A 17,258-nucleotide genomic window follows, 5' to 3' on the forward strand; every position below is an offset into this window, starting at 1 on the left:
ACTGGCGCGGGGGTTGCATGCGTGCAGTACCCATTACTGAAAGTCCATCAATCGAACAATAAAAACACACGCGAGGACTTATGACTTCTACAACACAGCTCAAACCGACACTCGGGACCCTGCATTTATGGGGCATCGCTGTTGGCCTGGTGATCTCCGGCGAATACTTTGGCTGGAGTTACGGCTGGGGCGCGGCGGGCACGCTGGGTTTCCTGATCACCACGTTGATCGTGGCAACGATGTACACCTGTTTCATCTTCAGCTTCACCGAATTGACCACCGCTATTCCTCACGCCGGCGGCCCCTTTGCCTACAGTCGACGGGCCTTCGGTGAAAAAGCCGGGCTGATTGCCGGGATCGCCACGCTGATCGAGTTCGTCTTCGCCCCACCCGCCATTGCCATGGCGATCGGCGCTTACCTGAACGTGCAGTTCCCGGAACTGGACCCGAAACACGCGGCGGTTGGTGCCTATTTCGTGTTCATGACCCTGAATATCCTCGGCGTCAGCATCGCAGCCACCTTTGAACTGGTGGTGACTGTTCTGGCGGTTGCCGAGCTGTTGGTGTTCATGGGCGTGGTTGCGCCGGGCTTCAGCTTCAGTAACTTCGCGCTCAACGGCTGGTCCGGCTCCGACACGTTTACCCTTGCGTCGGTGCCCGGAATCTTCGCCGCCATTCCTTTTGCCATCTGGTTTTTCCTCGCCATCGAAGGCGCGGCCATGGCTGCTGAAGAAGCCAAAGACCCGAAACGTACAATCCCCAAGGCCTATGTCAGCGGCATTCTGACTCTGGTATTCCTGGCCATCGGGGTGATGGTGATGGCAGGCGGCGTCGGCGACTGGCGGCAACTGTCGAACATCAACGATCCGCTGCCGCAGGCGATGAAAGCCGTGGTCGGCACTAACTCCAGCTGGATGCACATGCTGGTGTGGATTGGCCTGTTCGGCCTGGTCGCGAGCTTTCACGGGATCATTCTTGGCTATTCGCGGCAGTTCTTTGCTCTGGCTCGCGCCGGTTATTTGCCCAAAGGCCTGGCCAAGCTCTCGCGCTTCCAGACCCCGCACCGCGCCATTCTGGCGGGCGGCGTGGTCGGCATCGCGGCGATCTACAGCGACGGTCTGGTCAACCTGCAAGGCATGACCCTGACCGCCGCCATGATCACCATGTCGGTGTTCGGCGCCATCGTGATGTACATCATCAGCATGCTCAGCCTGTTCAAACTGCGCAAAACCGAACCACTACTGGAACGCACCTTCCGTGCGCCCGGTTACCCGATCGTACCCGGCATCGCCCTGCTGCTGGCGCTGGTGTGCCTGGTGGCAATGGCCTGGTTCAACGCGCTGATCGGCTTGATCTTCCTTGGCTTCATGGTTGTAGGCTTCATCTACTTCCAGCTGACCGCCAAGCAGCGCTCCGACGCCCCAGCTGACGCTATGCTCACCGGTATATAGGTTTTTGCTAGCGCTTCGCACTAGATCGCGGGCAAGCGCGCGCCCACACAGGCGGTGTGAAACCGTAGCGAGCGATGAACGATGACGCAGGATCGCGCCTACACATAAGTTGCACCTGCGCCGGGCTCGCGTCCGGCACAGGCACTATTCAGGTGCAGGCCAGGCGCTTTAGAGTGATCTGGTTAGAACCACAGGAGGACTCCGTCCATGGCTGCTTTTGCCCATACCGTCGGCGCCCAGACCCACCGCTTCGACAGCCTCAAGGACGTCATGGCCAAGGCCAGCCCCGCACGCTCCGGCGACTTTCTCGCGGGTGTTGCGGCGCTCAATGACGGCGAGCGTGTCGCCGCGCAGATGGCGCTAGCCGACATTCCGCTCAAGCATTTTCTTGAAGAGGCCCTGATCCCTTACGAAGACGATGAAGTCACCCGACTGATCATCGACACCCACGATAAACAGGCGTTTGCCATCGTCAGCCACCTCACGGTCGGCGGCCTGCGCGACTGGCTGCTCAGCGATCACGCCAATGAAGACAGCCTGCGCGCCCTCGCCCCCGGCCTGACCCCGGAAATGGCAGCAGCCGTGTCGAAGATCATGCGCGTGCAGGATCTGGTGCTGGTGGCGCAGAAAATTCGTGTCGTCACCCGTTTTCGCGGGACGATGGGCTTGCGTGGACGCCTCTCGACCCGACTGCAACCCAATCACCCCACCGACGAACCGGCCGGGATCGCCGCGAGCATCCTCGACGGGCTGCTGTACGGTAATGGCGACGCCATGATCGGCATCAACCCGGCCACCGACAGCACGTCATCCATCTGCACACTTCTGGAAATGCTCGACGCAATCATCCAGCGCTATGAGATCCCGACTCAAGCCTGCGTGCTGACCCATGTCACCACCTCGATCGAGGTGATCAATCGCGGCGTGCCGCTGGACCTGGTGTTCCAGTCCATCGCTGGAACCGAAGCGGCCAACGCCAGTTTCGGCATCAATTTGAATGTGCTGCAGGAAGGTTATGACGCAGGCCTGAGCCTGAAACGCGGGACGCTCGGGCACAACCTGATGTATTTCGAAACCGGCCAAGGCAGCGCCCTCTCGGCCAACGCTCACCACGGCATCGATCAACAGACCTGCGAAACCCGCGCCTACGCCGTGGCCCGACACTTCAAGCCGTTTCTGGTGAACACCGTGGTCGGCTTTATCGGCCCTGAATACCTGTACAACGGCAAGCAGATCATCCGTGCCGGTCTTGAAGATCACTTCTGCGGCAAGCTGCTCGGCGTGCCGATGGGCTGTGACATCTGCTACACCAACCATGCCGAAGCCGACCAGGACGACATGGACACCCTGCTGACGTTGCTGGGGGTGGCCGGGATCAACTTCATCATGGGCATCCCGGGCTCGGACGACATCATGCTCAATTACCAGACCACCTCGTTTCACGATGCCCTGTATGCGCGGCAGACCCTGGGTCTGAGGCCCGCCCCGGAATTCGAGGCATGGCTGGCAAAAATGGGTATTTTTACCCAGACCGATGGTCGCGTGCGTTTCGGTGACAACTTGCCGCCGGCCTTCCGCCACGCCCTGGCACATTTAGGATGAGTGAGCTGCCCATGGTCGAGCTACCCATAGATGGACTGCCTGAAGAGCAGACTGTTTTACCCGCCGACAGCCAGAACCCGTGGCTGGAACTGCGCCGCCTTACGCCCGCGCGGATAGCCCTCGGACGCACCGGCACCAGCCTGCCGACAAGCGCGCAGCTGGACTTTCAGTACGCACATGCTCAAGCCCGCGATGCCGTGCACCTGCCCTTCGACCATGCAGGGCTCAGCGTCCAAATGGCCGAACGCGGGCGTGACACTCTGCTGCTGCACAGCGCAGCGCTTGACCGCAACAGCTATCTACAACGCCCTGACCTGGGCCGTCGTTTAAACGAAGCCTCCGCTCAACAGTTGCGCGACTATGCCCTGGCCCACCCTGGCGGCGTCGATCTGGCGGTGGTGATCGCCGACGGCCTGTCGTCGCTGGCAGTCCATCGGCATGCCCTGCCATTTCTGGCGCGAATGGAAGAACAGGCCCTGGCCGAAGGCTGGTCACTGTCGCCAGTGATTCTGGTGGAGCAAGGCCGAGTGGCGGTGGCCGACGAAATCGGCGAGTTGCTTGGGGCAAAGATGGTGGTGATCCTGATCGGCGAACGCCCCGGTCTCAGCTCGCCGGACAGCCTGGGCCTGTATTTCACCTACGGCCCGAAGGTCGGCCTGACCGATGCTTATCGCAACTGCATTTCCAATGTTCGCGTGGAGGGTTTGAGCTACGGCATGGCCGCTCACCGCCTGCTTTACTTGATGCGTGAAGCCTGTCGACGGCAGCTTTCGGGGGTCAATCTAAAGGATGAAGCCCAGCTTCATACCCTGGAATCGGATGCACCACTCCCGATGAGCAGCAATTTCCTGCTGGCGAAGCCCAAAGACTGAAGGTCATTGGATTGCGCTTTCTAAATGCTTTAGGCAGCATCGAAAACGACTGGCTGAGCGACCCGTTCGCTGTCATCCCCCATTGTGAAGTTGAGGCCCATCGTATGCGGATCATTCAAGCCACCCTGGAGCACCTGGACCTGCTGAGCCCGCTGTTCGTCAAATACCGCGAGTTTTACGGCGAGCTGCCTTTCCCCGATTCATCCCGCGCCTTTCTGGAAAAACGTCTGCGTCGCAAAGAGTCGGTGATTTACCTGGCACTGCACGATGACGACGACAGCAAGCTGCTTGGCTTCTGCCAGCTTTACCCCAGTTTTTCGTCGCTGTCGCTCAAGCGTGTGTGGATTCTCAACGACATCTACGTCGCCGAAGACGCCCGCCGCCAACTGGTCGCCGACCATCTGATCCAGAAAGCAAAAAAAATGGCCAAGGAAACCCACGCGGTGCGCATGCGCGTTTCTACCAGCAGCAACAATGACGTGGCGCAGAAAGTCTACGAGTCCATCGGCTTCAAAGAAGACACGCAGTTCAAGAACTACGTGTTGCCGATCAACGAGGATTGATTCAAGCCCACTCACCGACAGGCAATCGCCCACAGATTCTGCGGGCGATTGCCTACGAACAAACTGATACGGTCTGATCGGCCTGCACCCGCTCCCCCTCCGCGCATAAAAAACATTCTATTGACATACTTCGCGACAAACTGACGGGGCATTAGAGGGTTGCCCCCCTATAATGCAGCCCATATCGCCCCAGCATTCCCCTTAGCACACGACCCAGAATCAGGTCATCTACACAGGTGCCGTACATGGACTTCAACCCGATCGACATTATTTTGCATCTCGACGTGTACCTCGACATGCTCGTCACCAACTACGGCGTCTGGATCTACGCGATCCTGTTTCTCGTCATTTTCTGCGAGACAGGGTTGGTGGTCATGCCATTCCTGCCCGGTGACTCATTACTGTTCATCGCTGGCGCGGTTGCAGCCGGTGGTGGCATGGACCCGGTCCTGCTCGCCGGCCTGCTGATGCTGGCGGCGATTCTTGGTGACAGCACTAACTACGTGATCGGCCGAACAGCAGGCGAAAAACTGTTCAGCAACCCGAACTCGAAAATTTTCCGGCGCGACTACCTGCAACAAACCCATGACTTCTATGATCGCCATGGCGGTAAAACCGTAACGCTGGCGCGCTTCCTGCCCATCATCCGCACCTTCGCCCCCTTTGTTGCGGGCGTGGCCAAGATGCCCTACCCGCGCTTTTTAGGTTTTAGCGTACTGGGCACTGTCGCCTGGGTCGGTGGGCTGGTCACCCTGGGTTACTTCTTCGGCAACGTACCGTTCATCAAGAAGAACCTGTCGTTGCTCGTGGTCGCGATCATTCTGCTGTCACTGATGCCGATGATCATTGGCCTGGTGCGCGGGCGTCTGGCCCGTTCAGCTGCTGCGCGCTGACACTTGATGTGGTCGCTTGGCGCCTGGCACAGAAGCCGGATTCTCGACCAGCATCCGGTCGATCAACAGGTCTGGGATCGCGTCCGGCAACGGCTGGCGATTCTCGACGGGTTAAATGCCGAGGAGGATCAGCGCCTGCGCGAACGCAGCGTGCTGTTCCTTCAGGACAAGCACTTGACCGCCCTGCCCGGCGTCGAACTGGACGACGAGCAACGTCTGTTTCTCGCCGCCCAGGCACAATTGCCGCTGCTCAACCTTGATGAGTTGAACTGGTACCAGGGTTTTCACGAACTGGTGCTGTACCCGGACGACTTCATCAGCCCGCAACGCCATCGCGACAGCAACGGCGTCGAGCATGAATGGAACGGCAAACACAGCGGCGAAGCCTGGTCCCAAGGGCCGGTGATTCTGGCGTGGCCGGGGGTGTTGTCCAGCGGTGGCTGGCACGCCTATAACCTGGTCATCCATGAACTGGCGCATAAGCTCGACATGCTCGATGGCGCCGCCAATGGGGTGCCGCCGCTGCACAGCGACATGCGCAGCAGCGACTGGGCCAGCGTCATGCAAACGGCTTACGACGACCTCAACCGACAACTGGATCACCACCCGCACGCCCAACCGGCCATCGATCCGTACGCCGCAGAAAACCCTGCAGAATTCTTCGCCGTCACCAGCGAGTACTTCTTCAGCGCGCCGAACCTGTTGATCGCGGCCTATCCAGCCGTCTACGAACAGCTGAAAGCCTTCTACCGGCAAGACCCCCTGGCACGCCTGCGGCAACTTCGCCATGACCATCCCGCCTACAAGACCCACTACTAAGGTCTATGGGCCAATCGCCACGCGTGGCAACCGGCTCTGAGTATGCCTATAATCGCCACCACTTTTTGGTCGATTCGACCAAAGCCTGACTGGTCAACTACGGGGGCAACGCCCAATGAGCTATAGCAAGATTCCGGCTGGTAAAGACCTGCCGAACGACATCTACGTCGCGATCGAAATTCCGGCCAACCACGCGCCGATCAAATACGAAATCGACAAAGAAACCGATTGCCTGTTCGTTGACCGTTTCATGGCCACCCCCATGTTCTACCCGGCCAACTACGGTTTCATCCCGAACACCCTGGCTGACGACGGCGACCCCCTCGACGTGCTGGTCGTAACCCCTTACCCGGTTACGCCAGGCTCGGTTATCCGCGCCCGTCCGGTCGGCATCCTGCACATGACAGACGACGGCGGCGGCGATGCCAAAGTCATCGCAGTCCCGCACGACAAGCTGTCCCAGCTGTACGTCGACGTTAAAGAATACACCGACCTGCCGCCCCTGCTGCTTGAGCAAATCAAGCACTTCTTCGAGAACTACAAAGATCTCGAAAAAGGCAAATGGGTGAAAATCGAAGGTTGGGGCGATGCAGAAGCCGCTCGCACTGAAATCATGAAGTCGGTTGCTGCCTTCAAGGGCTGATCGACGACGGTTGCTGCGCCAGTAGCACCGTGAAAGAGCCTTGGCTTCTTGATGAGAAGCCAGGGCTTTTTTTCGCCTCGAACTTCTGTTGTTTACCGGTCACGAAACACTGATGGAAACCCCCTACAAAGCAGCCTCACGCCTGTAGTACGCGCGCTCATTTCGCGATTTGACGCACCGCTCATTTGAACACCTCGTTTATTTAAACAAGCTCACGACCTCCGTAAACTCGGTGCTTATGAAGACATCAGGTGATCGCTTACGCGCCCTCCTTCGGGAGTGCCATCTCTCAGCCACGGACTTTGCCGCCAATCGCCAAGTGACGCCGCAGCACGTGAACAACTGGTTCAAGCGCGGCATCCCTATGGCCCGACTGGTGGAAGTGGCTGAATTATTGACCGTCAACCCACAGTGGCTGCGCTCGGGTGATGGGCCCAAACACCCGAAAGAACGCATCGAGAACACCTACAACAACAGCAGCACTTCAGTCGCCATCCGGGCAGACGCCCCGCTGTCCTCCGAAGACGTGCGCGTGCCATTGCTCAAGGAAATCGCATCCACCCACGGCCCTGGCCGAACCGTCGTCGCCGAAGCCCCCGGCCGTAAAGTCCGCCTGTCGTTGCACACCCTGCAAGCCATGAACATCGACCCCAGCAACGCCGTGTGTGCCGCGATCATCGGCAACAGCATGGCCGAGACGATCCAGGACGGCTCGATCATCGGCATAGACCGCGGAACGACACAGGTCATCGACGGCGAAATGTACGCCCTCGAACACGACGGCATGCTCCGCGTGAAATACCTCTATCGCCTGCCCTGCGGCGCCATGCGCCTACGCAGCCACAACAGCGCCGAATACCCGGACGAGTTTTTTAGCGCCGAACAAATCAAGAAACAAAACATTCGGGTCATGGGCTGGGTATTTTGGTGGTCAACATTAAACACCCGCCGACAAACGGCATCGTTTCGGTAATCGTGCTAAACCTCGTGCTCACGATTGAGCGGGCGCCCTCGATCACGTCCCTGACGCAGAACGAGAATGATCGGCCCAAACGCTGGGCATCAGGCACTAACCCAAGTATGCTACGCGCCTCGTTTTAGACGCCCCGAACGCTACGTTCGCGTCGCCCCCCATTCAGTCGCCCCCGTTGCGGGTCGCACATTTTGAAGGCGGTTGCGGTTTACCAAAAATAAACCAAAACCGTCCCCGAGAAGCCGGCCACAAGCCGGCTTTTTAATTGTCCGAAATAATCCCCAAAAAGTCCTGAAAAACCTCTTTATCGAGCCCGCCGCACGCAATCGCGGCTCGTTGGAATGCAACCTGTCATGCAGCGAAAAGAAAGTTTCAGGAACACATGTACCCCTGACGTGTCGTCGGCGGCGACGCGATACCGTGACGTGTCGCAAAAACTAAAAAACAGCGACACGTAAATCTCATACTCCTCCACTGACGCCATGAGTTGGAGCGCCCCACCGCTTCAAATGGATACCGCAAGGCCGTCAAGCAGAAACACGCACCGTCCTCAAGCGCGGCATCGAGGCGCGTACTGTCTTGGTCGAGTTGAAACAGGCGGTACCGTCGCACCGAAAGACTTTTCAATACTTTTTGTCCCAGATTCTGATATCGAGAGGCTCTGCACGAAAAAAAATGCACGAGGCAGGTGTTAAGGTGTGTCTCACCGTGAATCGGGGAATGTTTCTTAGATGATTTATAGCAGTCTGAATCCAGAGAAGGCTCTGATTTGGCGGATCGTCCACCGCGGTAATCTGCCCTGGATTCTGGACAACGGTCTGCATTGCGCCAGCTCCGAGGTGCAGGCGCCGCAGTACGTGAATATTGGCAACGCTGACTTAATCGACAAACGCCGCACTCGCAGTGTTCCTATTGCTCCTGCAGGCGTGTTGGCCGACTACGTGCCCTTCTACTTCACCCCCTTCTCTGTGATGATGAAAAACATTCACTCCGGGTGGAGTGTTCAGCAGCGCAGCAACGACGAGATCGTGATTCTGGTCTCCAGCCTGTACCGCGTCGAACAGCTTGGCCTACCGTTCGTCTTCACAAACGCACATGCCTACCCGGATTGGACAGACTATTACAGCGATCTGGCGAATCTCCGCGAGATCGATTGGTCTATCCTTCAACGGCGTGACTTTAAACGTGATCCTGATGACCCTCGAAAGATGGAGCGTTATCAGGCCGAAGCGCTGATTCACCACCACCTACCGATTACAGGACTCCTTGGCATCATGTGCTACACCGATGCAATGAAAGAACGCATAGAGCAGGACGTCGCCGCTAGAGGCCTGACGTTGTCTGTCCATGCGCGTCCGGGATGGTATTTCCAATGATCAGATTCACCCAAGGCAACCTTCTGGAAGCCAAGACCGAAGCCCTCGTCAATACGGTGAATACCGTTGGCGTGATGGGTAAAGGTATCGCGCTGATGTTCAAAGAGCGCTTCGCAGAGAATTACCGTCTGTACTCGGCTGCCTGCAAGGCTGGGGAAGTGGAGACAGGCAAAGTTCACGTAACCGCAGTCAACGAGCTGGAAGGACCCCGCTGGATCGTAAACTTCCCTACCAAACGTCACTGGCGATCACCTTCGCAGATGGCATGGGTGACGGAAGGCCTGCATGATCTGCGCCGTTTTTTGATTGAAAATCAGGTTAAGTCTGTGGCCGTTCCACCGCTGGGCGCCGGTAACGGTGGCTTAAAATGGCCTGAGGTCCGCGAACAGATTGTTGCTGTGTTGAGTGATCTGGATGTGGACGTCTTGGTGTACGAACCTTCCAGCCAGTATCTGAATGTCGCCAAACGTAGCGGAGTGGAAAAACTCACGCCTGCTCGCGCGCTCATAGCCGAATTGGTTCGACGCTATTGGGTTTTAGGCATGGAATGCAGCCTGCTTGAGATTCAGAAGCTGGCCTGGTTCCTGGAGCGCGCCATAGAAAAGCTACCAGGCGCCGAGAACCCTTTAAACCTTAAGTTCGTAGCTCATAAATACGGTCCGTATGCCAATCGATTGGAGCATCTGCTCAATAGTCTCGATGGTAGCTACCTGCATTGCGACAAACGCATCAGCGATGCGGGTATCAGTGATGTGATCTGGTTTGACGAAGAGCGTAAAGCCTTTTTGCAAACCTATCTCAAAACAGAAGCCAGGGAGTATTCCCAAGCCTTGGAGCGCACTGCCGAGCTGATCGATGGCTTTGAGTCGCCCTTTGGCATGGAATTATTGGCGACAGTTGATTGGTTGCTGAGCCAGGAAGGGGTTTCCCCGACCGTCCCTGCCGTGCGCGAAGCATTGAGGCATTGGGATGGTGGAGCCGGTGCTGCAGCTCGCAAAAGCAGGCTGTTCGACGACCAGGCGCTTGATATTGCGCTCAAACGCCTTACCTCCAGTAGCTTCAAGCCTGAGATGGCTACCTGCTAGGGGTTCGTGAGACGGCCCATAGCCCCGGCAGTAAGCAGGTCGTCAATCTTCGCCTTGGCCACCAACCCACTCAAAAAACCAGCTTACGCGTGTAAAACAACACCAAACCCATCCGAATAAATGCTACCCCCCTCCTGCGTCTGTTATCTTCTGCGGACTTCATCTCCTCCTCGCCTGCTTTTCTAGCGGCAATCTGTGAGCATGCTCTGCGGCGCTGCCTTTTCGGTTCGCTGGTGTGATTGTTTACGGAAAGAACCCAATGGACGAGAACAGTTCAGGCGATGGTGCGCGACTGTTGCGTGCCGAAGGTGTAGTCGAGTCCCGTAGGCAGGAGACGTTGCTCAAAACTGGCGCCCTGCAGGACGCTATCTTTAATAGCGCCTATTTCTCCAGTATCGCCACTGACGAAAAGGGTGTGATCCAGATTTTCAACGTCGGTGCGGAGCGCATGCTCGGCTATGAGGCGCAGGATGTCGTCAATCTGATCACACCGGCTGATATCTCTGACCCTGCGGAGTTGATCGCGCGCGCTGCCACGCTCAGCCTGGAGTTGGACACACCTATCACCCCAGGCTTCGAAGCCCTTGTATTCAAGGCATCGCGGGGCATCGAGGACATCTACGAGCTGACCTACATCCGTAAGGATGGCAGTCGTTTCTCGGCCATTGTCTCGGTGACTGCCCTGCGCGACGCTCAGGACGACATCATCGGCTATCTGTTGATCGGCACTGACAACACCGCGCGCAAGCAGGAGGAGGCAGCCCAGGCATTGCTCGATCAGCGCTTGCGTGATCAGCAGTTCTACACGCGCTCCCTGATCGAATCCAATATCGATGCGTTGATGATGACCGATCCCCAAGGGATCATCTCCGACGTCAATCAACAGATGATCGCCCTTACCGGTCGTACCCGTGATGAACTGATCGGCGCACCCTGCAAAAAATTCTTTACCGACCCGGTGCGCGCGGATGCAGCCATCAAGCGCGTGCTCAGTGAGCACAAGGTCAGCGACTATGAACTGACCGTGCGCGCGCATAACGGCACGGAGACGGTGGTGTCTTACAACGCCGCCACATTTCATGACCGCGACCGCAAGCTACAGGGGGTTTTCGCCGCTGCCCGCGACGTGACCGAGCGCAAACGCTTCGAGCGCACTCTGGAGGAAAAGAATATCGAGCTGGAGCATGCCAGCCGCATGAAGTCGGAATTCCTGGCCACCATGTCGCACGAATTACGCACGCCCTTGAACGCTATCATCGGTTTTTCCGAGGCACTCAAGGATGGTCTGGCGGGTGAAATGAGCGCGACTCAGTTCGAATATGTCGGCGACATTTTCACCAGCGGCCAGCATTTGCTGTCTCTGATCAATGACATCCTCGACCTGTCCAAGGTTGAGGCCGGGATGATGGCCCTGGAACTGGAAGCGGTTGACCTGCAGAGCCTGCTGGGCAATAGCTTGTCAATCGTCAGGGAAAAGGCGGCGGCCCAGCGCATCCGTCTTGAGCTGGAAACCGCTGAAGACTTCGATGTACTCGTGCTGGACCCGCGCAAGACCAAGCAAATTGTCTACAACCTGCTGGCCAACGCGGTCAAGTTCAGTGCAAGCGGTGGCCGTGTAATCCTCTCGGCCCGCCGGGTTGATCGCGATGTGGTAGGGACACTGGCCGGCGAGTGGCCGGTGTACGGTTTCCCCCTCGCCGACAGCGAACATACGCAATTTCTTGAACTCTGTGTGAGCGATACAGGCATCGGTATTTCCCAAGAGGACATGGCCAAGCTGTTCCAGGCGTTCAGCCAGATAGATAGCAGCCTCGCACGAAAATTCGAGGGCACGGGACTGGGGCTGGCGATGGTCAAGCAACTCGCCCAACTACACGGCGGCACCGTGGCCGTTGCCAGCCTGGTTGGGGCCGGCGCGCGCTTCGTCGTCTGGCTGCCATTACGTGATTCAGGACAAACCCCGCGACCGCAGGTAACAAGAGCGACAACGCCATGGCCCATGTACTGATCGTTGAAGACAATGCCGCCAACATGAAGCTGGCCCGGCTGCTGCTCAGCAATGCGGGCCATACCGTGTTGTGTGCGGTGGACGCGGAAACCGGACTGACACTCGCGCGCGAGAAACAACCCGACTTGATCCTGATGGACATTCAGTTGCCCGGGATGGACGGGCTTGCCGCTACCGCCTTGCTCAAGCAGGACCCTGCCACGGCCAATATTCCCGTCATAGCGCTGACGGCGATGGCCATGAAGGAGGATAAGGAAAAGAGTCAGATCGCCGGCTGCGACGGTTACATCGCCAAGCCTCTGCGCTACCGGGAGCTGTACGCTGCGATCGATACGTTGCTGACCAACCGCGCAGGACCGAGCGCCCCTCACACGACACCGCCCGAGCCCACCCCATGATCAGTTCATCTGCAACCGTATTGATCGTCGATGACGACCCCCATGTACGCAAACTGCTGGAACTGCTACTGCAGCACGAGGGCTATCGGACCCGCACCGCAGTGAGTGGCGAAAAGGCGTTGGCGACGATCAAGTACGCCCAGCCAGACCTGATTCTGCTCGACGTCATGATGCCTGGAATGGATGGCTGTCAGGTCGCCAGCCATCTCAAGGCCAATGCTGAGACCTCGAGCATTCCAATCATCATGCTCACCGCGTTGAGCGACCGAAGCTCGCGCCTGGCGGCCCTGGAAGCCGGCGTCGAAGAGTTTCTGAGCAAGCCCGTGGACCGAGCCGAACTGTGGCTGCGTGTGCGAAATTTGCTGCGGCTCAAAACGTTTGGCGATTTGCTTCGCAAACACAGCGCCAAACTTGAGGATCAGGTACAGCAACGTTCTGCGGACCTGCAGCAGTTTCGCACGGCGATGGACGTGACCGCGGACGCTATCACACTCATCAATCGCAGCACTTTGCGCTTCGTCGAATTCAATGCCAGTGCCTGCGACATGCTCGGGTATAGCCGCGAAGAACTGTTACAGATGTGCCCCGGTGAACTGGACGGCTCCTCCACCGCAGACTTGCAGGTGCTGTTTGACGATATTATCGCCGGCCAAAACGCCAATGAACTGACCGAAACCCAATTGCGGTGCAAGAACGGCTCGCACGTGCAGGTCGAGATTCGCCGTCAGGCTTATCGCTCGGGAGATGAATGGATCATCGTCGGGGTCGTGCGCGATATAACAGAGCGTAAAGAGGCCGATAAGCGCCTGCTGCACATGGCCCATTACGATGCCCTCACCGGCCTGCCCAACCGCACCCAGTTTTATGCCACCCTGCAAATCATCCTCGCTCAAGCCGCAGAAAAAAAATGGCAAGTGGCGGTCCTGTTCATCGATCTGGACCACTTCAAGAACGTCAATGACACCTTCGGGCACGCCATCGGCGACGAACTGTTACGCCAGCTCAGTAACCGTCTGGTGCAATGCGTGGACATCCGGGACACCGTCGGACGGCTGGGTGGCGATGAGTTTGCGCTCATCCTGATGACGCAGGACGGCCAGAAAGGCGCGACCTCGATGGTCAACAAAGTCCGCGAGGAACTGCGTGCGCCTTTCCACCTAAAGGGCCATGACGTCCCGGTGACCGCAAGCATCGGGATTGCCCTGTACCCCGACGATGACATCGTTCCGGACACACTGATCAAATTCGCCGACACCGCCATGTATCGGGCCAAGCAAGCCGGTCGCGACAGCTATCGATTCTTTACGGCTGAAATGAATGCCGAGGTGTTGGCCCGCCTTGATCTGGAAACAGCCCTGCGCAAAGCCGTGGAGAATGAAGAGTTCGTCCTGCACTATCAGCCCAAGGTACGCCTGAGCGACGGCCGCGTCTGCGGCCTGGAAGCCTTGTTGCGCTGGGAGCGTCCCGGCCATGGTTTGATTTCGCCCAATGCCTTTATTCCAGCCCTGGAAGAGACCGGGATGATCATCCCGGTCGGCAAATGGATAATCGCCGCTGCCTGTCGGCAGATCGCCCAGTGGCAACGCTCGGGCATCGGCCCGGTTCAAGTGTCGGTCAACGTTTCGGCCCGCCAATTCAATGAGGGCGAGCTGTGGACAGATGTCATCAGCGCCCTCACGAACAACGATGTTGCAGCCGATTTACTGGAACTGGAACTGACCGAAAGCTCTCTCATGATCAATACCGAGCGCACCATCGTCAGCCTGCAAAAACTGCGCGGCCTGGGCATCAAGGTGTCCATCGATGACTTTGGCACCGGCTATTCGAGCCTGTCCTACCTGCGCCGGTTTCAAATCGACACGCTGAAAATCGATATCTCCTTTATCCGCGAAGTCACCGTCAACTCGGAAGACGCCGCCATCGTCCTGGCCATCATCCACTTGGCCCATAGCCTGAAGCTGGACGTGATTGCCGAAGGCGTGGAAACCGTCGAGCAAATGGACTTCCTGCAACGCAACCACTGCGATCAGATTCAAGGCTATCTGTTCAGTCGTCCGCTGGGCCTGCATGCCATCGAGCAATTACTGCGCGAGGATAGACGCCTGACATTGCTGGACTCATGCAGAGTGGGCCAGCCGTTGTAAATTCAGCGTTACGACCGACGCCCAGTCAAACGCTAATCCTTTGTAGGAACAACTGTCTTCACGCCTCCAATTTCGTCGGCCCTTATCGCAGGCAAGCCAGCGCCTACGCGCTGAACTGCGCCCCAACTGTTGCCACGCAAACAGCCATGAAACACTTTGCCCGCACCGCAACAGACCGCCCTCCCCGAAAAAACATCTAATCCTATATAAATCAACAGGTTGTGCTTCTGGTACAACTTTTGCTCTTTCTTGGCTGTCGACGTTTTCTCACAGACTTGCCCAAGCAAGCCCCGATAACAAAGCCGTACTTGCCCTGCGTTGCACGCCCCGTCGCTCCTCACCTTGCTCGAGGCCAGTGACGCCCACCCCTGCAACGAGGATTATGTTCATGAGTCTCGATATTTTCTGGTTTCTGCCCACCTCCGGCGACACCCGGTACCTGGGCAAGTCCGACAGCGGTCGCCCGGCCACCAACGAATACATGCGGCAGATCGCTGTGGCCGCCGAGAACCTTGGCTATGACGGTTTGTTGATCCCGACGGGCAGCAGTTGCCTCGACCCGTGGATCACCGCCGCCAGCCTGGTACCGGTGACTCAGCGCATCAAATTGTTGGTTGCACTGCGCACCTCTCTCGGCAACCCCACTGCGTCTGCGCGACAGGCAGCGACCCTGGACCAGGCGTGCCACGGACGTTTGCTGCTCAACGTGGTGCCCGGTGGTGATGCCACTGAATTAGCCGCCGACGGCATTTTCCTCGATCACGACCAACGCTACGAAGCCGCCGATGAGTTCCTCACCGTCTGGCGCCAACTGCTCAGCGGCGAGACCGTGGATTTCGCGGGCAAGCATGTGCGGGTGGAAGGCGCGCAAAACTTCTTCCCGCCGGTCCAGCGCCCTCATCCGCCGTTGTATTTCGGCGGCTCCTCACCGGCCGCCCATGAACTGGCCGCCAAGCATGTCGACGCCTACCTGACGTGGGGCGAGCCGCCCGCAGCTGTGGCCGAGAAAATCGCCGACGTGCGTGCGCGGGCCAAAAAACACGGCCGTACGGTGCATTTCGGCGTGCGTCTGCATGTGATCGTGCGCGAAACCAACGAGCAGGCATGGGCCGCAGCCGAAGAACTGATCAGCCACCTCGACGACGACACCATCGCTGACGCGCAACAGAACTACGCGAAGATGGACTCCGAAGGCCAGCGGCGCATGGCCGCCCTGCATGGCGGGCAACGCGACAAGCTGGAAGTGTCGCCTAACCTTTGGGCCGGTGTTGGCCTGGTACGCGGCGGCGCTGGCACCGCGCTGGTCGGTGATCCACAAACAGTCGCCGCACGACTGCTGGAATACGCCGCCCTTGGCGTCGACCGCTTTGTTCTGTCTGGCTACCCCCATCTGGAAGAGGCCTTCCGCTTCGCTGAACTGGTGTTCCCGCTGCTGCCGGGCAAGCAAGCGGTCACCGTGAGCGATCAGGTATTGACCGGGGGAGCGTTCGACGTTCGCGCGGGCAAGAAACAGGCAAAAGATGAGGCCGCCGCATGAAAGTCATCGATTTGCGCTGCCGGCCGGCGTACCTCCACGACTTCTTCGGCGCCACACCCGGCTCCACGGAATACGCCACCGCACGCTGGCTCAATCGCCGAGTGGGCACTCGCGGCAACGATGAACACTTCGCCCGCTCGCTGACGCCCGAGGGTTTCCTCGACGAAGTACGCGATGCAGGGTTGAGCAAGGCGGTGGTGGTCGGCCGCCACACCCCAAGCCAGCATCTGCCCAACGACCTGATCCATGGCATCGTTCAGGGCCATGACGAACTGCTCGGCATCGGCAGTATCGACCCCGCCCTGCAAGGCATCGACGGTGCTATTGCCGAGATCGACCGTGCTATCAACCTGCTCGGCCTTTCCGGCATCGACCTGGAGCCGGGCTTCGGCGCGCCGGCTCGTCATCCGGACGATGCGCTGTATTGGCCGATCTACGAACATCTGCAACAGCGCGGTATCCCGCTGTTCCTGATGAGTGGCCCGACCACGCCCGACCCGGCGTTCAACAACCCAGGGCACCTGGCCAAAGTTGCTCAGGCGTTCCCGCAACTGTCCATCGTCTGCTACCACGGCTACTGGCCGAACGTGCAACAGGCCATCGGCGTCGCCTTCCGCTACCCGAACATTTATCTGGTCCCGGACATGTACCTGTTCCAGCCCGGCAGCGAAGCCTATGTCCAGGCGGGCAACAGCTTTCTTGGCGACCAGTTGCTGTTTGGCTCGTCCTATCCGTTCAGGCCGATCCGCCAGTCCATCGACGACGCCCAGGCCCTCGGCTTTAACGAATCGGCACTCGACAAGCTGTTCTACGGTAACGCGGCGAGGCTGTTCGGCCTGTAACGCAGCCTGGATAAGCGCCGGAGCAAGCACCTGTCTATCAACGGGGGATGCC

15 protein-coding genes are annotated in these 17,258 nt (G+C 58.5%); all 15 read left to right on the forward strand.

Annotated elements, in window-relative coordinates; genetic code table 11:
• Positions 1 to 80 precede the first annotated feature (80 nt).
• The 15 genes from eat (at position 81) to K0F75_RS15320 (ending at position 17,206) form a co-directional block, all read left to right on the forward strand.
• Entirely contained in the window at positions 81 to 1,451 is a 1,371-nt protein-coding gene (gene eat / locus K0F75_RS15250; RefSeq protein WP_219062700.1) for an ethanolamine permease, read from the forward strand.
• 207 nt (positions 1,452 to 1,658) lie between these two features.
• Positions 1,659 to 3,053 (forward strand): ethanolamine ammonia-lyase subunit EutB, encoded by a 1,395-nt coding sequence (locus tag K0F75_RS15255; protein WP_219062701.1) that lies wholly within the window; start codon positions 1,659 to 1,661, stop codon positions 3,051 to 3,053.
• 11 nt (positions 3,054 to 3,064) lie between these two features.
• Positions 3,065 to 3,925, forward strand: coding sequence for an ethanolamine ammonia-lyase subunit EutC (gene eutC / locus K0F75_RS15260; RefSeq protein ID WP_219062822.1), 861 nt, complete (start codon positions 3,065 to 3,067; stop codon positions 3,923 to 3,925).
• A gap of 104 nt (positions 3,926 to 4,029) precedes the next feature.
• On the forward strand, positions 4,030 to 4,488 hold the full coding sequence (locus K0F75_RS15265) for an N-acetyltransferase (RefSeq protein WP_219062702.1): 459 nt from the start codon (positions 4,030 to 4,032) through the stop codon (positions 4,486 to 4,488).
• A 245-nt stretch (positions 4,489 to 4,733) separates the two neighbouring features.
• The gene (locus K0F75_RS15270) at positions 4,734 to 5,381 is read left to right on the forward strand and encodes a DedA family protein (RefSeq protein ID WP_219062703.1); all 648 of its coding nucleotides are present in this window, start codon (positions 4,734 to 4,736) and stop codon (positions 5,379 to 5,381) included.
• 6 nt (positions 5,382 to 5,387) lie between these two features.
• Positions 5,388 to 6,200 (forward strand): zinc-dependent peptidase, encoded by an 813-nt coding sequence (locus tag K0F75_RS15275; protein ID WP_219062704.1) that lies wholly within the window; start codon positions 5,388 to 5,390, stop codon positions 6,198 to 6,200.
• A 115-nt stretch (positions 6,201 to 6,315) separates the two neighbouring features.
• Complete coding sequence (gene ppa / locus K0F75_RS15280; protein WP_219062705.1) at positions 6,316 to 6,843, forward strand: inorganic diphosphatase; 528 nt, start codon at positions 6,316 to 6,318, stop codon at positions 6,841 to 6,843.
• 238 nt (positions 6,844 to 7,081) lie between these two features.
• Complete coding sequence (locus tag K0F75_RS15285) at positions 7,082 to 7,816, forward strand: helix-turn-helix transcriptional regulator (RefSeq protein WP_219062706.1); 735 nt, start codon at positions 7,082 to 7,084, stop codon at positions 7,814 to 7,816.
• Positions 7,817 to 8,547: 731 nt separating this feature from the next.
• Positions 8,548 to 9,192 carry a DUF4433 domain-containing protein gene (locus K0F75_RS15290; RefSeq protein ID WP_219062707.1) on the forward strand — a complete coding sequence of 215 codons (645 nt, stop codon included), beginning with the start codon at positions 8,548 to 8,550 and terminating at the stop codon, positions 9,190 to 9,192.
• Entirely contained in the window at positions 9,189 to 10,277 is a 1,089-nt protein-coding gene (locus tag K0F75_RS15295; protein WP_219062708.1) for a macro domain-containing protein, read from the forward strand. The genes K0F75_RS15290 and K0F75_RS15295 overlap by 4 nt, the downstream gene beginning before the upstream one ends.
• Before the next feature lie 259 nt (positions 10,278 to 10,536).
• Entirely contained in the window at positions 10,537 to 12,285 is a 1,749-nt protein-coding gene (locus tag K0F75_RS15300; protein ID WP_219062709.1) for a PAS domain-containing sensor histidine kinase, read from the forward strand.
• Positions 12,270 to 12,683: a response regulator gene (locus K0F75_RS15305; protein ID WP_219062710.1), complete on the forward strand. Its 414-nt coding sequence runs from the start codon at positions 12,270 to 12,272 to the stop codon at positions 12,681 to 12,683. The genes K0F75_RS15300 and K0F75_RS15305 overlap by 16 nt, the downstream gene beginning before the upstream one ends.
• A complete protein-coding gene (locus tag K0F75_RS15310) occupies positions 12,680 to 14,827 on the forward strand; it encodes an EAL domain-containing protein (RefSeq protein ID WP_219062711.1) in 2,148 nt (715 codons plus the stop codon). The genes K0F75_RS15305 and K0F75_RS15310 overlap by 4 nt, the downstream gene beginning before the upstream one ends.
• 388 nt (positions 14,828 to 15,215) lie before the next feature.
• On the forward strand, positions 15,216 to 16,364 hold the full coding sequence (ssuD, locus tag K0F75_RS15315; protein WP_219062712.1) for an FMNH2-dependent alkanesulfonate monooxygenase: 1,149 nt from the start codon (positions 15,216 to 15,218) through the stop codon (positions 16,362 to 16,364).
• On the forward strand, positions 16,361 to 17,206 hold the full coding sequence (locus tag K0F75_RS15320; protein ID WP_219062713.1) for an amidohydrolase family protein: 846 nt from the start codon (positions 16,361 to 16,363) through the stop codon (positions 17,204 to 17,206). Before ssuD ends, K0F75_RS15320 begins: the two co-directional genes overlap by 4 nt.
• Positions 17,207 to 17,258: the final 52 nt, after the last annotated feature.

The organism is Pseudomonas sp. UMAB-08 (assembly GCF_900095225.1).
Taxonomy (GTDB): domain Bacteria; phylum Pseudomonadota; class Gammaproteobacteria; order Pseudomonadales; family Pseudomonadaceae; genus Aquipseudomonas.

What these genes read in the sequence shown, in the direction of transcription:
- K0F75_RS15300 (WP_219062709.1), top strand. Translation starts at nt 10,537, where the DNA reads ATGGACGAGAACAGTTCAGGCGATGGTGCGCGACTGTTGCGTGCCGAA.
- ppa (WP_219062705.1), top strand. Translation starts at nt 6,316, where the DNA reads ATGAGCTATAGCAAGATTCCGGCTGGTAAAGACCTGCCGAACGACATC.
- K0F75_RS15270 (WP_219062703.1), top strand. Translation starts at nt 4,734, where the DNA reads ATGGACTTCAACCCGATCGACATTATTTTGCATCTCGACGTGTACCTC.
- eutC (WP_219062822.1), top strand. Translation starts at nt 3,065, where the DNA reads ATGGTCGAGCTACCCATAGATGGACTGCCTGAAGAGCAGACTGTTTTA.
- K0F75_RS15320 (WP_219062713.1), top strand. Translation starts at nt 16,361, where the DNA reads ATGAAAGTCATCGATTTGCGCTGCCGGCCGGCGTACCTCCACGACTTC.
- K0F75_RS15295 (WP_219062708.1), top strand. Translation starts at nt 9,189, where the DNA reads ATGATCAGATTCACCCAAGGCAACCTTCTGGAAGCCAAGACCGAAGCC.
- K0F75_RS15310 (WP_219062711.1), top strand. Translation starts at nt 12,680, where the DNA reads ATGATCAGTTCATCTGCAACCGTATTGATCGTCGATGACGACCCCCAT.
- K0F75_RS15265 (WP_219062702.1), top strand. Translation starts at nt 4,030, where the DNA reads ATGCGGATCATTCAAGCCACCCTGGAGCACCTGGACCTGCTGAGCCCG.
- K0F75_RS15305 (WP_219062710.1), top strand. Translation starts at nt 12,270, where the DNA reads ATGGCCCATGTACTGATCGTTGAAGACAATGCCGCCAACATGAAGCTG.
- K0F75_RS15255 (WP_219062701.1), top strand. Translation starts at nt 1,659, where the DNA reads ATGGCTGCTTTTGCCCATACCGTCGGCGCCCAGACCCACCGCTTCGAC.
- ssuD (WP_219062712.1), top strand. Translation starts at nt 15,216, where the DNA reads ATGAGTCTCGATATTTTCTGGTTTCTGCCCACCTCCGGCGACACCCGG.
- K0F75_RS15290 (WP_219062707.1), top strand. Translation starts at nt 8,548, where the DNA reads ATGATTTATAGCAGTCTGAATCCAGAGAAGGCTCTGATTTGGCGGATC.
- K0F75_RS15285 (WP_219062706.1), top strand. Translation starts at nt 7,082, where the DNA reads ATGAAGACATCAGGTGATCGCTTACGCGCCCTCCTTCGGGAGTGCCAT.
- eat (WP_219062700.1), top strand. Translation starts at nt 81, where the DNA reads ATGACTTCTACAACACAGCTCAAACCGACACTCGGGACCCTGCATTTA.
- K0F75_RS15275 (WP_219062704.1), top strand. Translation starts at nt 5,388, where the DNA reads ATGTGGTCGCTTGGCGCCTGGCACAGAAGCCGGATTCTCGACCAGCAT.